Source organism: Bacillus sp. OV322 (assembly GCF_900112495.1).
In the GTDB taxonomy this organism is placed as follows: domain Bacteria; phylum Bacillota; class Bacilli; order Bacillales; family DSM-1321; genus Peribacillus.
In genome coordinates this window covers 270,612-286,700 of sequence record NZ_FOMA01000004.1, presented here as the reverse complement: position 1 = coordinate 286,700, position 16,089 = coordinate 270,612, and the positions used below count along the sequence as shown (strand labels likewise).

Sequence of the window (16,089 nt, the reverse complement as noted above, 5' to 3'; positions counted from 1 at the left end):
AGAGGCGATTCGATGAAAGTGAGTGAATATCTATTCGAACAGATTCAAAAAGGAAATTTGGATTCTGCTGCAGGTAAAGAACTATTAAAAGAGGTTATCCCGGATGACATTGCAATTGTAGGCATCTCCTGTGAATACTCGGATGTAAAAGATACGCTTGATTTTTACAACATGAACAAATATGGAAAACGGGGATTTAAGGAGTTTCCAAAAAGCCGTATCCAGTATATTCCGAAAGACCATGATTATCTCTATAAAGGTGCCAGCCATTTGAATGTCACACCCAAGGAATTTTTAGATCGCCTTTGTAATGAAAAAGGTGCCTACCTTGATGATATAGATACATTTGATCCAGAGTTTTTCGGCATTTCAAGTGAAGAAGCTAAATATATTGATCCCACGCACCGACTGGTCATGAAGCATTCTTATTTGGCTCTCGAAGACGCTGGAATAAAATTAGATCACATTAAGGACAGCAGGACGGCTGTCTATATTGGGAAAGATAAATCGATTACGGCAAATTACCGCACAGAAATCGAAGAAGATTCAAACTATGTGAACTCAGGCACCTGGGAAGGGATCCTTGCCAGCCGTTTAAACTACATCTTTAACCTATCCGGAGGCTCTTTTGTCATTGACACGGCCTGCTCCTCTTCTCTGGTTTCAGCGCATCTGGCTGTGAAGACACTGCGTGATAAGGAAATTGATACAGCCATCGTAGGGGGCATTGCCTTAGGACTGTTTCCAAGACAGGGAGGCGTCATCGATCAGTATGGCGATGTAGAAACGCCGCGTTCTCTTTTGAAAGTTTTTGATGCCCAATCCCAAGGGACGATTTTCGGCGAGGGTGTCGGGATTGTCATCCTTAAGCGCCTGAAAGATGCCATTGCAGACAATGACAATATTTACTCGGTCATTCGCGGCAGCATGATCAACAGCGATGGGAAATCGAATGGTTTAACAGCGCCCAATCCCCATGCCCAAAAAGACCTGATTCTGGATGTATATGAAAGAAGCCAAATCTCTCCAGAAACAGTTGAATATATCGAGGCGCACGGAACGGGAACGAAATTAGGAGATCCCATTGAATTCAGGGGACTTACGGACGCTTATAGGAAATATGTCGATAAAAAGGGATTTTGCGCTATAACAAGCCTTAAGGAAAACATCGGGCATACAGTGGGTGCTTCTGGGGTAGGCGGACTGATTAAAATGTCCCTTGCCCTGCAGAACAAGGAGATTTTCCCGATAGAATCTTTTGAATCTCCGAATGAATATATCAGGTTCGTGGATAGCCCATTTTATGTCCCTACAAAGCTGCAAAAATGGGAAAGAGGAAAGTATCCGCGCCGCGGAGGAATCAGTTCATTTGGATTCAGCGGAACAAACGCGCATATGATTCTGGAGGAATACGAAAAAGAATATACCGAGGACTCAGATCATGTATCTTATCCATTTGTATTTTCTGCTCAATCTGCTGAACAGCTTGCCGAAATCTTAAAAAAATACGTGAAGAATGCTAAGTATATCCAGAAGAACCGGTTAAGGGATATTTCCTATACCCTTATTCATAAGCGGAACCACTTTAAAGAACGCATCGGTTTTTATGCGGATACGATGGAAGAATTCCTGGATAAAGTGAGCCAGTCCATTGATGTGATTGAAAATGACACGGTTCACTTTGATATCTTCCTTTCAAAACCATCCATTTTAACAGCGGACTTGAAGAATATCATGGAACAGCGCCTGAAAATGGAAAGCGAGAAATTCACACTGCCTGAACTGATTAAATTATATATCGATGGATACGATTCAGCCCTTGAATCCACACCATACAGTCATGCTTCAACGGTCACTCTGCCGACTTATGAGTTCAAAAAAGAAGTGTTTTGGGCAAATGTCAGAAAGCACAATATTTATCAAAATGAGGGTGCAAGTTTGCCTGTCAATCTCAGGCTGATTAAGCGGCAGACGCTAAAAACAAACAAATCCGATGTGTACGCGGTAAGCTTATCACCAAAAGACTGGTTTGTGGATGATCACCGCATTGGAGGAAAACGGACCTTTTCGGGAACTACCTATACAGAGCTTGCGGCTGAACTTGCTACACTTTACTTGGATAATTCCTCCTTCACCATTGAAAAATTATTATTTAAAAACCTGATTCAGCTGGAAGAGAGCAACAGGACATTTTTCATACATGTAAACAAGGTATCTCAGAAAGCCGTTAATGTTGAAGTATTTTCTTATGAAAACGATCAAATGGACCGCTATGTCACACATGCTTCGTTTAGCCTGAAGACGGCGGAAAACATGCTGAATAATTCAATTGACGTAAGCACTCATTTTGAACAATATCTGGAACCGGCTCAGCTGCAGTCAGAAGAAAATCTCTTCTTTAAAGGCCGATGGGATTTCAGAGATCAGGAATTCCGTCTCGCGATCAAGTCAAAAAATGAACTTCATATGGCTCTCACATTAAAAGAAGACTACCTTAATGATTTGAATGAGTTTTATCTTCATCCATCAATCCTTGATGGCATATTAGGCGCAATGGTTTATGAAAGGGCAGGCATATTGGCAATAGAAGGATCTGAACGTGTCCGGTCTTTTGATAAAAACTATCTTCCGCTTTCATATGGCGCTTTTACTTTTACCGGTAATAAATTTACACAGACGATGTATTCAAAAACCGAGTTTTTATATGAGACGAGCGAAGACCACGATGTGATTTCAGCAAACGTCTCCATCTTTAACGGCCGAGGCGAGCTAGTCGCTTATGTCGAAAAATACAATATGAAATCATTCGCGAATGCTTACTTCAAGCCTTCCCTGCATACGGTCGAGTGGGAAAAATCAGCAGCTGTCCTTCCGGAATTCAAACCGGAAAATTGGAAAGACCAAAGGATATTGCTGATATCAAATCAGGATATACCGGTACATGAAGAAATCCAGGCGGATTTTATGGATTATAAACAGCTGAAGGATCAAGAAATTAAGGAAAAATATAACTATGTCATCTATGCCCCGTGGATTTCAACAGCAAGTTCTGAATTTGATGATATCGAGGAAGAAATGATCCGATACTTTGAGTTTTCTAAAAATGTGAATAAGTGGGTGAAGAAAAACGGGAAGGTACTATTGGCTGCGGATAATGCCTTTACGTTATCGCCGGGAAAAGGTTCCATCAGCCCGCTAAGCTATTCTCTATTAAGTTCAGGAAGAATCCTGGAAATGGAGAACACCGGATTTTCAACTCAAATGATCCATATGAAAAACATGAAGCTTAAAGATGTGCTCTCCCTTGGATCTTCAGATGAATTCGATGGCAAAAAAATCTATGTGGATGGCTCAGTCATATATGAAGAATCCCTTCTTGAATTGAAGGAATTAGAAGACAGGAGCATTCGTCTGAATGAGGGCGACGGTGTTATCGTGACAGGCGGCTTTGGGGGAATCGGACTTGAATATATTGATGAAATCTTAAACATCAGCCGTGATGTTCATATCGCCATCCTTGGACGTACAGACATGCTTGCCGCACTGACAGATAAAGAGTTTTTGACGGAATTAGAAGAGAAAAAGCTTAAAAAAATTCAGGAAATATACAGGAAGGGAACGAACCTTCATTTTTATAAGTGTGACATTACATGTGAAGAAGATGTAAAGCGGGCGATAGCTGAAATTGCAGAAGCCGCAGCAATCAAAGGAGTCGTCCACTTGGCTGGTGTTCCGGAAGATGGCATGTTATTCCAAAAATCGAGGGAAGACTTCTTGAAAGTGTTATCGCCAAAAATAACAGGCATGACACTTCTGAAGAAGCATTTGGCTGATCAGAACTTATCTTTCTTCGTATCCAGTTCTACCATGACGACAATAGCTGGATCGGCCGGACAGTTTTCCTACACATTTGCGAATGCATTCCTGGAAGGTAGTGCCTTTAATGATGCTGTGAGTACGGCGGTGCAGTGGCCTGGGTGGAATGAAACCGGAATGGCTTTGAACTTTGGTGATTTGTCGGCTGCCAGTGAACATTTATTGATGAAGCCGATTTCCTCTGCTGTGGGCCGTGAATATATCAGACTCTCTCTTGAAAAAGCCAAGCCGAAAATGATTGTCGGGGAGTTTAATGCCGGAAAAGCCGAGGAATACCTCGGGGCTTATATAAATTTGCCTCAGGAATATCTGGGAGATAGTTCCGGTGGAGAAGGTAGCCATTCTGAAGGAATGCAGAATGTACAGGTTAAAAACTACGAGGAATTGGAAATTATCGGAGCGGGTGAGCAGAATGAAATTGAGAAATTCGTGACCGTTACGTTTGCTACCATCCTCGGCTGTGATGTGATTGATGTGAACAAAAGTTTCACGGAATTAGGCGGAGATTCACTCAAGGCTTTTGCTATTTACAGTCCGATTGCTGACCATTTTGACGTGGATATTGAAGTCGCAGATATCTTCGTTTATTCAACCATTACTCAATTGAGCGATTATATCTCCGAGCTCCAGGAGGAGAGCAATGGATAATAGGAGGGTCGTCATTGTAGATTATGTGTACGATTTCCCTAATAAGGGGGAATCCTCAAATCACGATATTGAACAATGGATAGAGGATAAAGATAAGATACTGAAAAAACGCATGGATGAAATGGAGAGAATTCATCATCAAAAATTTGAAGAGTATGGTCATTCATTTGATGGTGTATTTTATCCATCCATTGATGAAGTGTTCATGCTTGATCATATTCCGGATGGTAAAAAGCAACTGCTGCTTTCCAGTGAAAAAATTACACTTTCCCTTTTTCAGAGGCTGCTGGACCGGAATGAGTTTCATCCGAAGAGCCAGCTGCTATTGACTGTCGGTACGGCAAACACAGACTCTCATGCCAAGAGTACCTTGATGAATATTCACGCAGCGGAGCTCCAGGACTCTTTTGATTTGGCAGATCCGCTGGGATATCTCAAGCTGCTCAAAGTGAATCATTCCTATGCGCTTCAATCTGTCAGTGAAGCATCCACATCTGGAATCGGAGCCATGCATCATGCTTATTTGAAGATAAAAAGCGGAGATATAGACTGTGCCATTACTGGCGGGTCAAGCGCCATTACCTTTCCCGTTCCTTATGAGCTCTCTCATTTCGGAAGGGGGAAGGAACGCTTCATAGGGCCTTTCGAACAAGATGCATCCGGCCATTTCTTTTCAGAAGGGGGGGCTGCCTTTCTCATTAAGGAAAGGCAGCAAGCCCTTCAAGATGGGGACCGGATATTAGGGGAAATCACTGATATTTCATTCGGGCCTATGGGCAATGCCATCATGAATCGCCAGGCAGTAAAGAACATCGTATTGAGGTCGTTTGAACGTGCAGGACTGAATGAGCAATCGGAGGTTTTTCTTGAGTTATACGGCAGGGGAAATGAAATAGATGATTCTGCAGAGTTTTCATGCCTGAGGAACATCAAGAAAAAATTTCCTCATGTTAAAGGGGGATACTTGAAGGAAAAGATAGGCTATGTTATCGGCTATTACGGCTTTATGGGCTTGTGCAGATTGCTGGATTCTAAGAAGCGGGGAATTTCCCTGCAAGGCAGTCAAATCCATGAACCTAACAAGTTAATCACCGCAGCGGATGAAGAAATCTGGACAAGGGATGCGGGAAAGTATGATGCTATATCGTCCCTGTTTTATTCCATGCATGGAAATAGCTATAATCTTTTAATGAAATTTAAAGATCATTCAGCAGTAACAGATAGGAGAGAAGAGATATGAAGCTTCTTTGCTTCCCATATGCAGGCGCCCATGTGAATGTCTTTACCCATTTAAAACAGGCTGTCCGCAAGAAACAGAAAGATATGGACGTCATTTCACTGATTTATGCAGGTCATGGCAAGAGATTTTCTGAAGATGCCTATGATTCTATTCAAGAGAACGCCAAGGATTTATTTCAGGGCCTTGTCAAGGTCCTGGATAAGGATGAAACGATTATGTTACTCGGCTACAGCATGGGGAGCTTACTCGTATATGAGGTGGCCCAAATGCTGATAACCGCTGGCTATACCGTGAGGAAGCTGCTATTTATGGCAGCGACCCCTCCTCATAAAATCAAGATACAGGATGAAGAGTATACAGATGATGATTCATTGCTTAAAAGATGTGAATTATATGGCCTGATAAAGAAGGATCAGTTTTCGTCCAAGGAAATGAGGGACCTGTTCCTTCCTGCTCTGCGCAATGATATTTTGTCAGTAAACAGATACAATCTGAACAATTGTTTTCATTATCATGTGTTTGATGAATCTATTGAGATTTCGATATTCCAGGGAGAGGCAGACTTGTCTGTTTCCTCATTGGACCATTGGGCAGATTTAACAAGAGGGATTGTGAAAAAATATTTTTATCCTTCCGGTCACTTTTTTCTTTATGACCACGAGGAAGAAGTAATGCAGGATGTTATAGACGTCATAACGGCTGTTAAGCCAGAAAAGTTATCACAATAACAGGGGGCTGTAATTGGTGGGAAATTTACTGGAAATATTGGATTGGAATATATCAGAATACCAGGACTCTGTGGCGATAGCGGAGAGCCATCGAACCATAACCTATGGGCAATTGAACAAACTATCCAATGGATATTTGCGGGTATTGAAGGAATGGGGCGTGCAAGAACACGATATAGTTGCCATTGAAATGGATCGCAGCATCGAAGCGATTGCAGCCATGATTGCGATATGGAGAGCCGGAGGAGCTTACACGGTCATTAATAAAGACTATCCAGATACAAGGAAACAGCTGATGAGGGAAATCCTGTCGGTGGATTTTACAATAGATGAGTCACTATATGTATTGCCTGCTTCCGGTGAACAGCCTGAAAAACCCGTCCACCGTTCATCTGAACACCTGAGCTATGTAATTTTTACCTCGGGTACAACCTCACTTCCTAAAGCGGTAGGAATCCCTGACCGTGCCGTCATCAGGCTGCTTGGGGAAAAGAGATTGGGACTGAGCCCCGGAAAGACGATATCACATATCAGCCAGCTGGAGTTTGATGCCTCCATCATTGAAATCTGGGGAGGCCTGCTCAGCGGGATGACACTTGCTCTACTGACGAAAACGGAAGTATTAAATGTCTATACAGTTGAGCATAGGATCAATCAAGGTATTGATATGATGTGGATTACTTGTTCGCTGTTCAATTTCTGGGTGGATAAAAAGCCGGGGATGTTTAAAAAACTAAGTCACGTAATCGTGGGCGGTGAGCAGCTCAGTCTTTCTCATGTGAAAAAGGCATTGCAGTATACGAAAGTAATCAATGGGTATGGACCAACAGAAAATACGGTATTCACCACCCTTGATGTCATGGAGGGTGACGCTGATGAAATCAGGATCGGCACCCCTATCCATGGGACATGCACGTATGTTGTCAACGAGCAGGGAGAGTGCAGTAATGAAGGTGAATTGTATGTCAGCGGTTTGGGGCTGGCACTTGGGTATATCAACAATCCTGAAAAAACGGAAGAAAGCTTTGTGAAATGGAATGGCATGGATGTCTACAGGACAGGTGACCTGGTTCGATTAGACCGCACTGGAAAACTTGAATATATAGGAAGAAGGGATACTCAAGTAAAAATTAATGGATATCGGATTGATCTGCAGGAGCTTGAGTATACCGTGAAATTCCTGGGCGTTGAAAATTGCCATGCTTTTGTTAAAGATAAAAAGGTGTATCTTGCCATTACATCGAGCTATGAAAAATTAGCGGATGACCTTAAAAAACATCTCCCTATGTATATGATTCCTTCGAAAATTGTCGAGGTGGAAACCTTGGCACTGACGGCTAACGGCAAGATGGACACCAGGGCATTGTATGAGGAACACTTTGTACCAAAGAGTGTAAAGCTCACAAACGTCATCAGTAAATATCTGGACTCCAGCCAGCTTGAGGTTCATTCGAATTTATTTGAATTCGGGCTTGATTCCGTGACGGTGTGGGAAATTTCCAGGGATATCAATGAAACATTCAATGCAGATCTAAGCTTTTTCGATATTATTCAAAACCCTTCAGTCCATGAAATTTTGAATGTATTAGGAGAGAAAAAATATGCAGCGAACCATCTTTGACTTTTTGTATAAGAAATACGACTTTGATTCTAAAAGCGGACTGTTTTTCAGGGATACATTCACCAAAAGAATGAAACTATATTGGAGTTTAAAACTAACTGCGGTTTTAATTTATTTCATTTTATTTTTGAAGTTTGTAGGAAAGGATAGTACCTTTCCTGCTGAAACTTACTGGTTTGTGGGCAGTATGGCTGCGGGGTTATTATTAATCAGCCTTTCATACTTAAATGTAGCGTTAGCGTGGTTCGCAATATCCCTGGGGCAGCACCGGAAATGGATTGATTCGCTGCTGATCATTTCAGGGCTGTTGCTCTGCCTGCCCCTTCCGGTTTACTCCTATCATGAAAGCGGGTTTGATTTAACTTCTCTTCGGCAGGTCCTCATGATAGCCGGAATTTTCATGGGAGTAATTGGACTATACAGGAAAATCCATTATCTGAAGAGAAAAGTCGTTCCTTTCAGTGCCGCTGCCAGTTTACTGATTTTCATATGTATATTTACGGTTTTTAATGTATCCGAAATTAAGGACAGTATCTATTTAGGGTTCCTCACACTTGTGAATATGGGATTTCTGGCTGACATGGTTGTTTATTACTATCTTCATCAAAGAGTGAATAAAGGCTTATCCTCCAATAAATCAATCCAAGTTTAAAGAAAAGGCGTGGAAACTTTATGATATGCTCAAAATTAATAGAACTAAATATACAAGAGAACATGGAGGCCGCTGAAGTTCTGAGTCCCCTGGAACTTGAACTCTATGGAAAAATGATGAATGAAAACAGGAAAAGAGAGTTTCTGGTTGGGCGTTATGCCATCAAAAAGAATCTGAAAGAGAATTTTCCGTCTTTGGGTCTTGAGTTTAACCAGGTAACAGTAGAATACGGGACGTTCCGCTATCCGATAATTAAGGATAAATGCATAGAAGTGGGTCTGAGCCATTCAAAAAACTACGCGTTTTCCATTATCTACTCAAAAGATGAAGTGGTAGGGGTGGATATAGAGACAATCGGTACCAGCAAGGTTATTGAAAAGCTGCTTACAGTCCAGGAAAGGGGCCTCATCAGTGAACACACCCCCCTTTCTAAATTTGCTTATATTTTTTTCAGCTGCAAGGAAGCACTTGGAAAGGCATTGAAAATAGGCTTACTGGCAGATTACTCTATCTACGAAATAAAGGATGTTTCTTTAATGGCTTCTGCCTCTCAGGAAATCTATCAGGTTCACTTTAAGAATTTCCCTTTCCTGAAAGCTTTTTCATTTATAAAGAATGAAATGGAGGTCTGCACGATCGTCGTATCGCAAACAGCGGATACGGAAGCATTATTGGGGAATTTAATGGATTCTGCGAGATATGCAGAGCGGTAATGGAGGGGCAAAGGAAGCTTTCCTTTTCCGCTGGGGTTATACAGGTCTTTACTTGATAGACATGACAAGGAGATTTAAAAATGGTGACATTCAAAGCTGGAATAGCAATACTTTCTATTTTCCTTGTTATCCATATCTTGTATCTAAATAGGAATCAGAGAAAAAAATAAGGAACCAATGAGAGCATAAAAATCAGTTGAAATTGCCTGGATAATTTGCCTATATCAAAGGGAGATTGAATAGTGCAGTGCAAGAAAGTATGGCAAAATATAGGTTTATCTGGCCTCAATCGTTTTGGTCACCACATGAAAGGTTAGAAGGGACTTCTCTAGGCTAGCTTGGCTGATGTCTCAAAATAGTTCAATTGGTACTTAATAATCCAAAGGAAAATATCAGAAAAGCTGATAGAAAAAGAAAAAGAGATGATAGGATATCGATGAACACTTTTCCCTTTTGAGGAGAGGTGTTTTTTTTGTGAGACTATTTACCTAAATCAAACCCTTGAAAAGAAGTAGAATTTCCTATTAATATAAACAACTATGTACCCTATAATGTAAAATATGGAAAAGATTGAATGTGTTTTATTCTATTAATATAAGATAACCGTTTAGATATGTTCAATTATTCACAGACCAAAAATCAGGCGGCGATCTAATGAAACATTAAACTGGCTAAGATTAGAAAAAAACAGGGAAGGGCCTGATAGAATGGCGGATGTCAAAGTCTACGAACACAATACACTGGTAGCAGCAATGAAGGAGCGCGCCAAGCAATATGAAGAACTTGAAAAGCAAATCACCGCGCTCAAAAAAGAATTCGACACTATTGTGAAAATGGACGATGAGCTTCAGGGAAATGGCGCAAAATCAATTAAGGGATTTTATGGGGCGCAAGGAGAGCTTGCGGATGCCTGGCTCCGGCTGATTGGGGCAAACATTGCCTTTTTCAATGGAGTCAGCGGCTCTGCAGAGGAATCCAAGCTCTCAGGAGACACCATCGTTGTTGAACCTTTTCTCGAGGACGAAGTTTCAAACGGACTGAAAAAGTCAAAGGAAATCGTAACGGCCCAGCAGGACGATTTGAAGAAGATTTTTCATACAATAGATGATATTCTATCTTTACAGGTATTTTCAAAAGAAACCTTTGAAGATGAAATTGATAAAGCAGATAAAAAAAGAGAAAACACCATTAAAGCGGTTAATAAGTTTGATGCCAATCTGCTGACTGAATATGCGGTTTCCGAGCAGCAGGAAAACTACTTGATTAGACTTCTGGGCACCATCATGAATTCAAGCAGTCAAGGCGGCAAGATCTCGCCTATGTCCTTTGACAGCCAAGCCTATAAAAACAGTGACGTGTACAAGCTGATGGATGATGTGAAAAAAGCGAACAGCGATTATCTGACATTTAAAAAGGACCAGGCTAAGGCCAGGAAACAGGCGAAAGAGCTCGAGGAACAGGAGAATCGCCCATGGTATGAAAAAGCCTGGGATACAACGAAGACCTTTACCGGTGAAATAACCGGATACTACGACTATATCAGGGCGACAGAAGGCGTCGATCCTGTTACACATGAAAAACTGACCACAGCCCAGCGTGCCGCCGCAGCAGCCATGGCAGCAGCCGGATTCATCCCAGTAGTAGGCTGGGCCGGACGGGCAGCAAAAGGCGGAGTGGCCATCTACAGAACGGCCAAAGTCCTTAATGCCGCAGATCATGCCCTGGATGCCTATAAAACCACTAAAGGCTTCGCCGCTCTCCAGAAAACTGAAAAAGGCCTTTATGCACTTGCCGCAGCCAATGGCATGGGAGAGGGCATCACAGGAAGAGATTTCTTAGGAAACAAGCTGACAGAAGAACAAAAGCAGCAAAGCCTGATTCAGGCATTCAGCATACTCGGACTTGGGGCAGCAGGCAAATTCATCGGCGGAAAGCCCGCAAACATCCCATTTAACACCTACAGCAAACAATACGCCCAAGCCACAGCAAAAAATGTTCAAAACACACTCCGGGAAATCGGCAAACAAATTGGAAAAGTCGACGTCCCTGTGGGGGCAAAAGTACTGAAAATGGCTACAAACGGCCCGATACAGCCGAAAATCCTTGCCGTCGAAACCAAAACCCTCAGTGAAGTGAAGCAGGGTCTGGCGAAGAAGAAGGAACAGAAGCAGGTTAATAAGGAGTTGGGTAGTGGGGGTGCGGGTGATAGTCGAATAGATTATTTACGTAATAAATATGGGAAATTTACTTCGAAAGAATTAAATTATAGAATTAACTTACGCGGTGAAACACTTAAGGAATTGCAAAAGTTAAAGGATACAGGGATAAGTAAGAAAAAAATTGGCCCAGCTTTTGCTGGAGTGTATGATAAAACAACTGGTAAAATTCATTATGCAATAAATGACTATGATGGAATATTGCCGGATTTCCATCCTTTCATAAAGTCAAGATATGATTCTATGCCACAAGAAGTTATTGATTCATATGCGTTTACAAAAGGAGCGGGTTCACACGCTGAGGTTATTGCATTGAATAAAGCATTACAGGCTAATCCTAGTGCTGGATTGGATAATTTTGTTATCAACGTAATTCGTACGGGTCAAAATAGAACAAAATCAGCTGGAATGATGTTTCTACGGTGTCCTCATTGTGCTTATCTAACTGATGAATTTGAAATAATAACGGAGGTTTCAAAAAATGTTAAATGATATTTTAACAAAGGAGTATGTAATACAGAACGGCTTGGAGTTTGAGGAGTACTTAGAATACGGGGGCCCCTATGATTTAGGGATAGTAGAGTATACTGATGGAAAAGAAAAACTGTTTACTGGATTAGCTTACGATATTTATGAAAATGGAAATATAGAAAGTTATTTCTACGTGGAAAATGGTGCTAGACAAGGAACATATGTGGAATTTTTTCCGAATGGTAATATAAAAAGGATAGGAAATATGAATAAAAACTCGGCAGAAGGCTACCAGGTTGAATTCTATGAAAACAGAGCGAAAAAATACGAATCTGAATGTATTGCCGGACGTGAGATGACTTTTAAAAAGTATGATAAACAAGGGAATATTATAGATCAAAAAACAAAACCAAGTGAATCAGATTTATTATATGCTAAAAAATTCAGTAGGGAACCAAGAGCATAATAAAGTAAATACTTTACAAAATCAGTTGAAATGTTGATTATAATTCATCAAATGAAGTTTTTTGGTGCGAAGACATACAGAAGGTATGCACTAAATTGGGTTTGAAAGTGGAGAGGAAAATATGATTAGGAGTTTAAATACGGCAATATGTTTATGTTATGTTGAGCGGGATCAACAAGAAAATATAAATAAACAAAAGCTTGAATCAACCAAAGAGAATGTACTATTTATTGGGAATTTTTTATCCTGTGAATGCGATGGATAATTCTAAATTAAAGCCTTTAATAGAGGATTTTAAAAATGAGCAGCTTGCACTCTTACCAAAAGTACAACTTAGAAATACCTTTCAATTAGAAGAAATACAGTTTGTTGCAGGAGTAGATTTAGCGTATTGGGAAGCAAATGGTAAAACATTTGGTACATGCTGTATTGTAGTCATTGATTTTAGCTCACATGAAGTTGTTGAGCAAGTGTCCAGTTATGGAGAAATAACAATCCCATATATTTCAGGTTTTCTTGCTTTTCGTGAGTTGCCTTTAATTAAAGCTGCCGCAAAAAAACTAACTAAGCCACCAGATATTTATATGTTTGATGGGAATGGTTATTTGCATTATCGCCACATGGGTATTGCAACACATGCTTCTTTCTATTTAAATAAACCAACAATTGGTGTTGCGAAAAGTTATTTAAAGATTAATGATGTAGATTTTACTATGCCTAAGAATCAAGAGGGATCGTATACGGATATTATCATTAATAATGAAATATATGGTCGAGCTTTAAGAACAACCAAAAGTGTAAAACCCATTTTTATCTCCTGTGGTAACTGTATTGATTTAGAGACAAGTACTGAAATAGTTATGAGACTTATTAATAAAGAAAGTCGGTTACCCATACCTGTTAGGTTAGCAGATCTAGAGACACATATCATGAGAAAAAATCTATGGGAAAAATATAAGTTATAGAGCTTAAACCTTGATAAGTTGAATTATTATCAAGGTTTTTATTATGTAACTGTTTCAGGGTCATCTACAAAAAAGCCATAGCCCTGAATGCCGCCGATCATGCCCTTGATGCCTATAAAACCTCCAAAGGCTTCTCAGCTCTTCAGAAAACTGAAAAAGGCATCTATGCGCTTGCCGCCGCCAAAGGCATGGGAGAGGGTATCACAGGAGAGACTTCCTGGGAAACAAGATGACAGAAGAACAAAAGCAGCAAAGCCTGATTCAGGCATTCAGCATACTCGGACTTGGAGCAGCAGGCAAATTCATCGGCGGAAAGCCTGTACACATCCCGTTCAACACCTACAGCAAACAATACGCCCAAGCCACAGCAAAAAAGGCCCAAAACACACTTCGGGAAATCGGCAAACAAATCGGAAAAGCCGACGTTCCAGTGGGTGTGAAATTCCTGAAAATGGAAGGAAACGGTCCTATTCAGCCTAAAGTCTTAGCGGTCGAAACCAAAACCATCAGTGAGGTAAAGCAGGGTCTTGGGAGAAGCTTGCGAAGAAGAAGGAGCAGAAACAGGTTAATAATGAGTTGAGTGGTGGTAGTGAGGGTACGGATAAAATTAAATTTAAGAATATAGGAGAATATTTTAATCATATTAATGACATTGCAAAACGAGATGATTTAACGAATGAAAAAAAATTTGAAAAGATTCATCAAGCATATGATGAATTAGAAGTAAAAGGTGATGTTACTATTGTCTCTGACATGCAGTTCTTAAAGCAGGATGGGTTTGTTGATGGCAGAATGAATATAGATTGGCCAGATAAGATGGGATTTGAAGAAGGTTATATTCAAATGATTAATAGAAATAACCCATTACCTGAAAAATGGGATAGAGTCGGTGGAAAGGGTGGAGAAAATTTCACCACCCTACCGAATGAGGGCATTCCTTACACCTATGATCAGCGTGCAATACCATATTTAGAAAACCCTTCGGCTAGACATGTAGGAGTTTTTAAAAATGAATCTTATTTTAGAGCTATTGATGCAATTAAAAGTGAAAACTTGGAAGAGCTGAATCGGGTTGTAGTAGCTAATGGAAAAAATGCCATCTCAGAAATTGATTTTGATAGGTTTAAGGCAAGTTATAACGATTATCAAGATAGAATAAAAAAGATCTTTGGAAATATAGATTCCACTTATGGATTAAAAGGTACGGCTGCTCCTTGGTTTAATAGTTCTACCGGTAAGAAATTAATGAATGGTGGAGCTGAGCAAATCGTAACTCCTTTAAATGCGCAAACGTTGGAAATGATTGGAGTTATACCGAAATATTAGGGGGAGTAAAAATGACAAAACAAGAGTTCTTAAAAAAAATAGATACTGATAAATTAAATATCGGTGAATATATTATAATACTCGACAAGCTATCTGATGCTCCATTAGTTTTAGGTTGTGTATATGATCAAGGGGTATGGAATGTTTATGAAACTAGAGAACGTGGTGGTCATTTCATAATTAAAAAAATAGATAATGAAGATGAGGCGTTTGATTATTTTTATAAAATAGTGTTAAGTCAACATAACAGACTTAACAATTAAAATACTTTAAGAATTTGATAATTGAATAGCTGAATGATTAGAGAATTTTTTATAATTAGAATTAATTAATTTGGTAAATTAATAGACCTTGACTGGCTTTAAGACTGCCTTTCAAGGTTTTTATTTTATTTGAATAAACCTCTGTTATGTAGTCAATAAGAAGCTGATTTTAATTATAGGACTTATGGTGGCAGTGCAAAAGCAGGTGGAGCATTTGTCACTACTAGTTTAGCTGGAAATAGAATAAAGCAAAAATAAGTACAGCATTAGTGCCTGATTGGAAAAATTCCAGGCAATATGAAGCGTTTATAGAAGTACCGAAAGGACAATTTTTTATATAGGTAGAGTGGAGAAACAGTATACAAAAACTGAAGCCTTACTAAAAGGCGATGGAGACCAAATATTACTACCATAAGGATGGCCCTCTGAATGGATAAAAGAGACACGAGAGGTTCCGAGTAGATAGGGGAATTTAATGGATAAGAAAAAGCAGTTTATTGACCAAATAAAAGTTGTGATAAATAAATTAGAGGAAGAGTATGCTAAAGATATAAATAGTGGTTTTTTGCAGCTTATATATAAAAGATATAAGAAGGCATTAGAAATATTAGAAAATAATGAGGATGTTAAGGGTATAAATATTTTAGGTGGTGTGCGTGCATACATGGATAGTTACAATGACTATCAAGATACATTATTAGGGGAAATGCATAAGGCTGAAAAGCTGATTAAAGAATTATGTCAGAGCTTTGTATAAAGAGAATAACAAAGCTCGTATCATGGAGTCGCAAAAACTTACCATCGTCCCCGTTACGTTACATGTCCAAAAAGAAAATATTCAATATGAATTTAGTCTTACGGTTAAACAATTAGAAGGATTAGGTTTGCTTAAGGAAATTTAATA

The 16,089-nt window shown here is 39.9% G+C and carries 14 protein-coding genes; all 14 read left to right on the top strand.

All coding sequences use genetic code 11. The features are described from left to right. The first annotated feature begins 12 nt into the window (after positions 1-12). The 14 genes from BM126_RS11630 to BM126_RS22855 all read left to right on the top strand — a co-directional run bounded on the left by BM126_RS11630 (position 13) and on the right by BM126_RS22855 (position 16,087). A complete protein-coding gene (locus tag BM126_RS11630) occupies positions 13-4,524 on the top strand; it encodes an SDR family oxidoreductase (protein WP_090989668.1) in 4,512 nt (1,503 codons plus the stop codon). Continuing rightward, positions 4,517-5,764 carry a beta-ketoacyl synthase N-terminal-like domain-containing protein gene (locus BM126_RS11625; RefSeq protein ID WP_090989667.1) on the top strand — a complete coding sequence of 416 codons (1,248 nt, stop codon included), beginning with the start codon at positions 4,517-4,519 and terminating at the stop codon, positions 5,762-5,764. Before BM126_RS11630 ends, BM126_RS11625 begins: the two co-directional genes overlap by 8 nt. Continuing rightward, positions 5,761-6,492: a thioesterase II family protein gene (locus BM126_RS11620; RefSeq protein WP_090989666.1), complete on the top strand. Its 732-nt coding sequence runs from the start codon at positions 5,761-5,763 to the stop codon at positions 6,490-6,492. The genes BM126_RS11625 and BM126_RS11620 overlap by 4 nt, the downstream gene beginning before the upstream one ends. A 16-nt stretch (positions 6,493-6,508) precedes the next feature. Further along, the gene (locus tag BM126_RS11615) at positions 6,509-8,113 is read left to right on the top strand and encodes a non-ribosomal peptide synthetase (protein WP_177201409.1); all 1,605 of its coding nucleotides are present in this window, start codon (positions 6,509-6,511) and stop codon (positions 8,111-8,113) included. Then, positions 8,094-8,765: a hypothetical protein gene (locus BM126_RS11610; protein WP_090989664.1), complete on the top strand. Its 672-nt coding sequence runs from the start codon at positions 8,094-8,096 to the stop codon at positions 8,763-8,765. Before BM126_RS11615 ends, BM126_RS11610 begins: the two co-directional genes overlap by 20 nt. 20 nt (positions 8,766-8,785) lie before the next feature. Further along, entirely contained in the window at positions 8,786-9,478 is a 693-nt protein-coding gene (locus tag BM126_RS11605) for a 4'-phosphopantetheinyl transferase family protein (RefSeq protein ID WP_090989663.1), read from the top strand. A gap of 707 nt (positions 9,479-10,185) precedes the next feature. Next, positions 10,186-12,186, top strand: a complete 2,001-nt coding sequence (locus BM126_RS11600; RefSeq protein WP_090989662.1) for a T7SS effector LXG polymorphic toxin — start codon at positions 10,186-10,188, stop codon at positions 12,184-12,186. Next, entirely contained in the window at positions 12,176-12,631 is a 456-nt protein-coding gene (locus BM126_RS11595; RefSeq protein ID WP_090989661.1) for a toxin-antitoxin system YwqK family antitoxin, read from the top strand. Before BM126_RS11600 ends, BM126_RS11595 begins: the two co-directional genes overlap by 11 nt. 257 nt (positions 12,632-12,888) lie before the next feature. Next, positions 12,889-13,596 (top strand): endonuclease V, encoded by a 708-nt coding sequence (locus BM126_RS11590; protein ID WP_090989847.1) that lies wholly within the window; start codon positions 12,889-12,891, stop codon positions 13,594-13,596. A 229-nt stretch (positions 13,597-13,825) separates the two neighbouring features. Further along, positions 13,826-14,176 (top strand): hypothetical protein, encoded by a 351-nt coding sequence (locus BM126_RS11585; RefSeq protein ID WP_090989660.1) that lies wholly within the window; start codon positions 13,826-13,828, stop codon positions 14,174-14,176. Next, a complete protein-coding gene (locus BM126_RS11580; protein ID WP_090989659.1) occupies positions 14,173-14,922 on the top strand; it encodes a hypothetical protein in 750 nt (249 codons plus the stop codon). Before BM126_RS11585 ends, BM126_RS11580 begins: the two co-directional genes overlap by 4 nt. A gap of 11 nt (positions 14,923-14,933) precedes the next feature. After that, positions 14,934-15,185, top strand: coding sequence for a hypothetical protein (locus BM126_RS11575; RefSeq protein ID WP_090989658.1), 252 nt, complete (start codon positions 14,934-14,936; stop codon positions 15,183-15,185). A gap of 475 nt (positions 15,186-15,660) precedes the next feature. Further along, positions 15,661-15,942 carry a hypothetical protein gene (locus BM126_RS11570; protein WP_090989657.1) on the top strand — a complete coding sequence of 94 codons (282 nt, stop codon included), beginning with the start codon at positions 15,661-15,663 and terminating at the stop codon, positions 15,940-15,942. 22 nt (positions 15,943-15,964) lie between these two features. After that, entirely contained in the window at positions 15,965-16,087 is a 123-nt protein-coding gene (locus tag BM126_RS22855) for a hypothetical protein (RefSeq protein WP_256213070.1), read from the top strand. Positions 16,088-16,089: the final 2 nt, after the last annotated feature.

What these genes read in the sequence shown, in the direction of transcription:
- BM126_RS11620 (WP_090989666.1), top strand. Translation starts at nt 5,761, where the DNA reads ATGAAGCTTCTTTGCTTCCCATATGCAGGCGCCCATGTGAATGTCTTT.
- BM126_RS22855 (WP_256213070.1), top strand. Translation starts at nt 15,965, where the DNA reads ATGGAGTCGCAAAAACTTACCATCGTCCCCGTTACGTTACATGTCCAA.
- BM126_RS11625 (WP_090989667.1), top strand. Translation starts at nt 4,517, where the DNA reads ATGGATAATAGGAGGGTCGTCATTGTAGATTATGTGTACGATTTCCCT.
- BM126_RS11600 (WP_090989662.1), top strand. Translation starts at nt 10,186, where the DNA reads ATGGCGGATGTCAAAGTCTACGAACACAATACACTGGTAGCAGCAATG.
- BM126_RS11605 (WP_090989663.1), top strand. Translation starts at nt 8,786, where the DNA reads ATGATATGCTCAAAATTAATAGAACTAAATATACAAGAGAACATGGAG.
- BM126_RS11585 (WP_090989660.1), top strand. Translation starts at nt 13,826, where the DNA reads ATGACAGAAGAACAAAAGCAGCAAAGCCTGATTCAGGCATTCAGCATA.
- BM126_RS11575 (WP_090989658.1), top strand. Translation starts at nt 14,934, where the DNA reads ATGACAAAACAAGAGTTCTTAAAAAAAATAGATACTGATAAATTAAAT.
- BM126_RS11595 (WP_090989661.1), top strand. Translation starts at nt 12,176, where the DNA reads ATGTTAAATGATATTTTAACAAAGGAGTATGTAATACAGAACGGCTTG.
- BM126_RS11570 (WP_090989657.1), top strand. Translation starts at nt 15,661, where the DNA reads ATGGATAAGAAAAAGCAGTTTATTGACCAAATAAAAGTTGTGATAAAT.
- BM126_RS11630 (WP_090989668.1), top strand. Translation starts at nt 13, where the DNA reads ATGAAAGTGAGTGAATATCTATTCGAACAGATTCAAAAAGGAAATTTG.
- BM126_RS11590 (WP_090989847.1), top strand. Translation starts at nt 12,889, where the DNA reads ATGGATAATTCTAAATTAAAGCCTTTAATAGAGGATTTTAAAAATGAG.
- BM126_RS11610 (WP_090989664.1), top strand. Translation starts at nt 8,094, where the DNA reads ATGCAGCGAACCATCTTTGACTTTTTGTATAAGAAATACGACTTTGAT.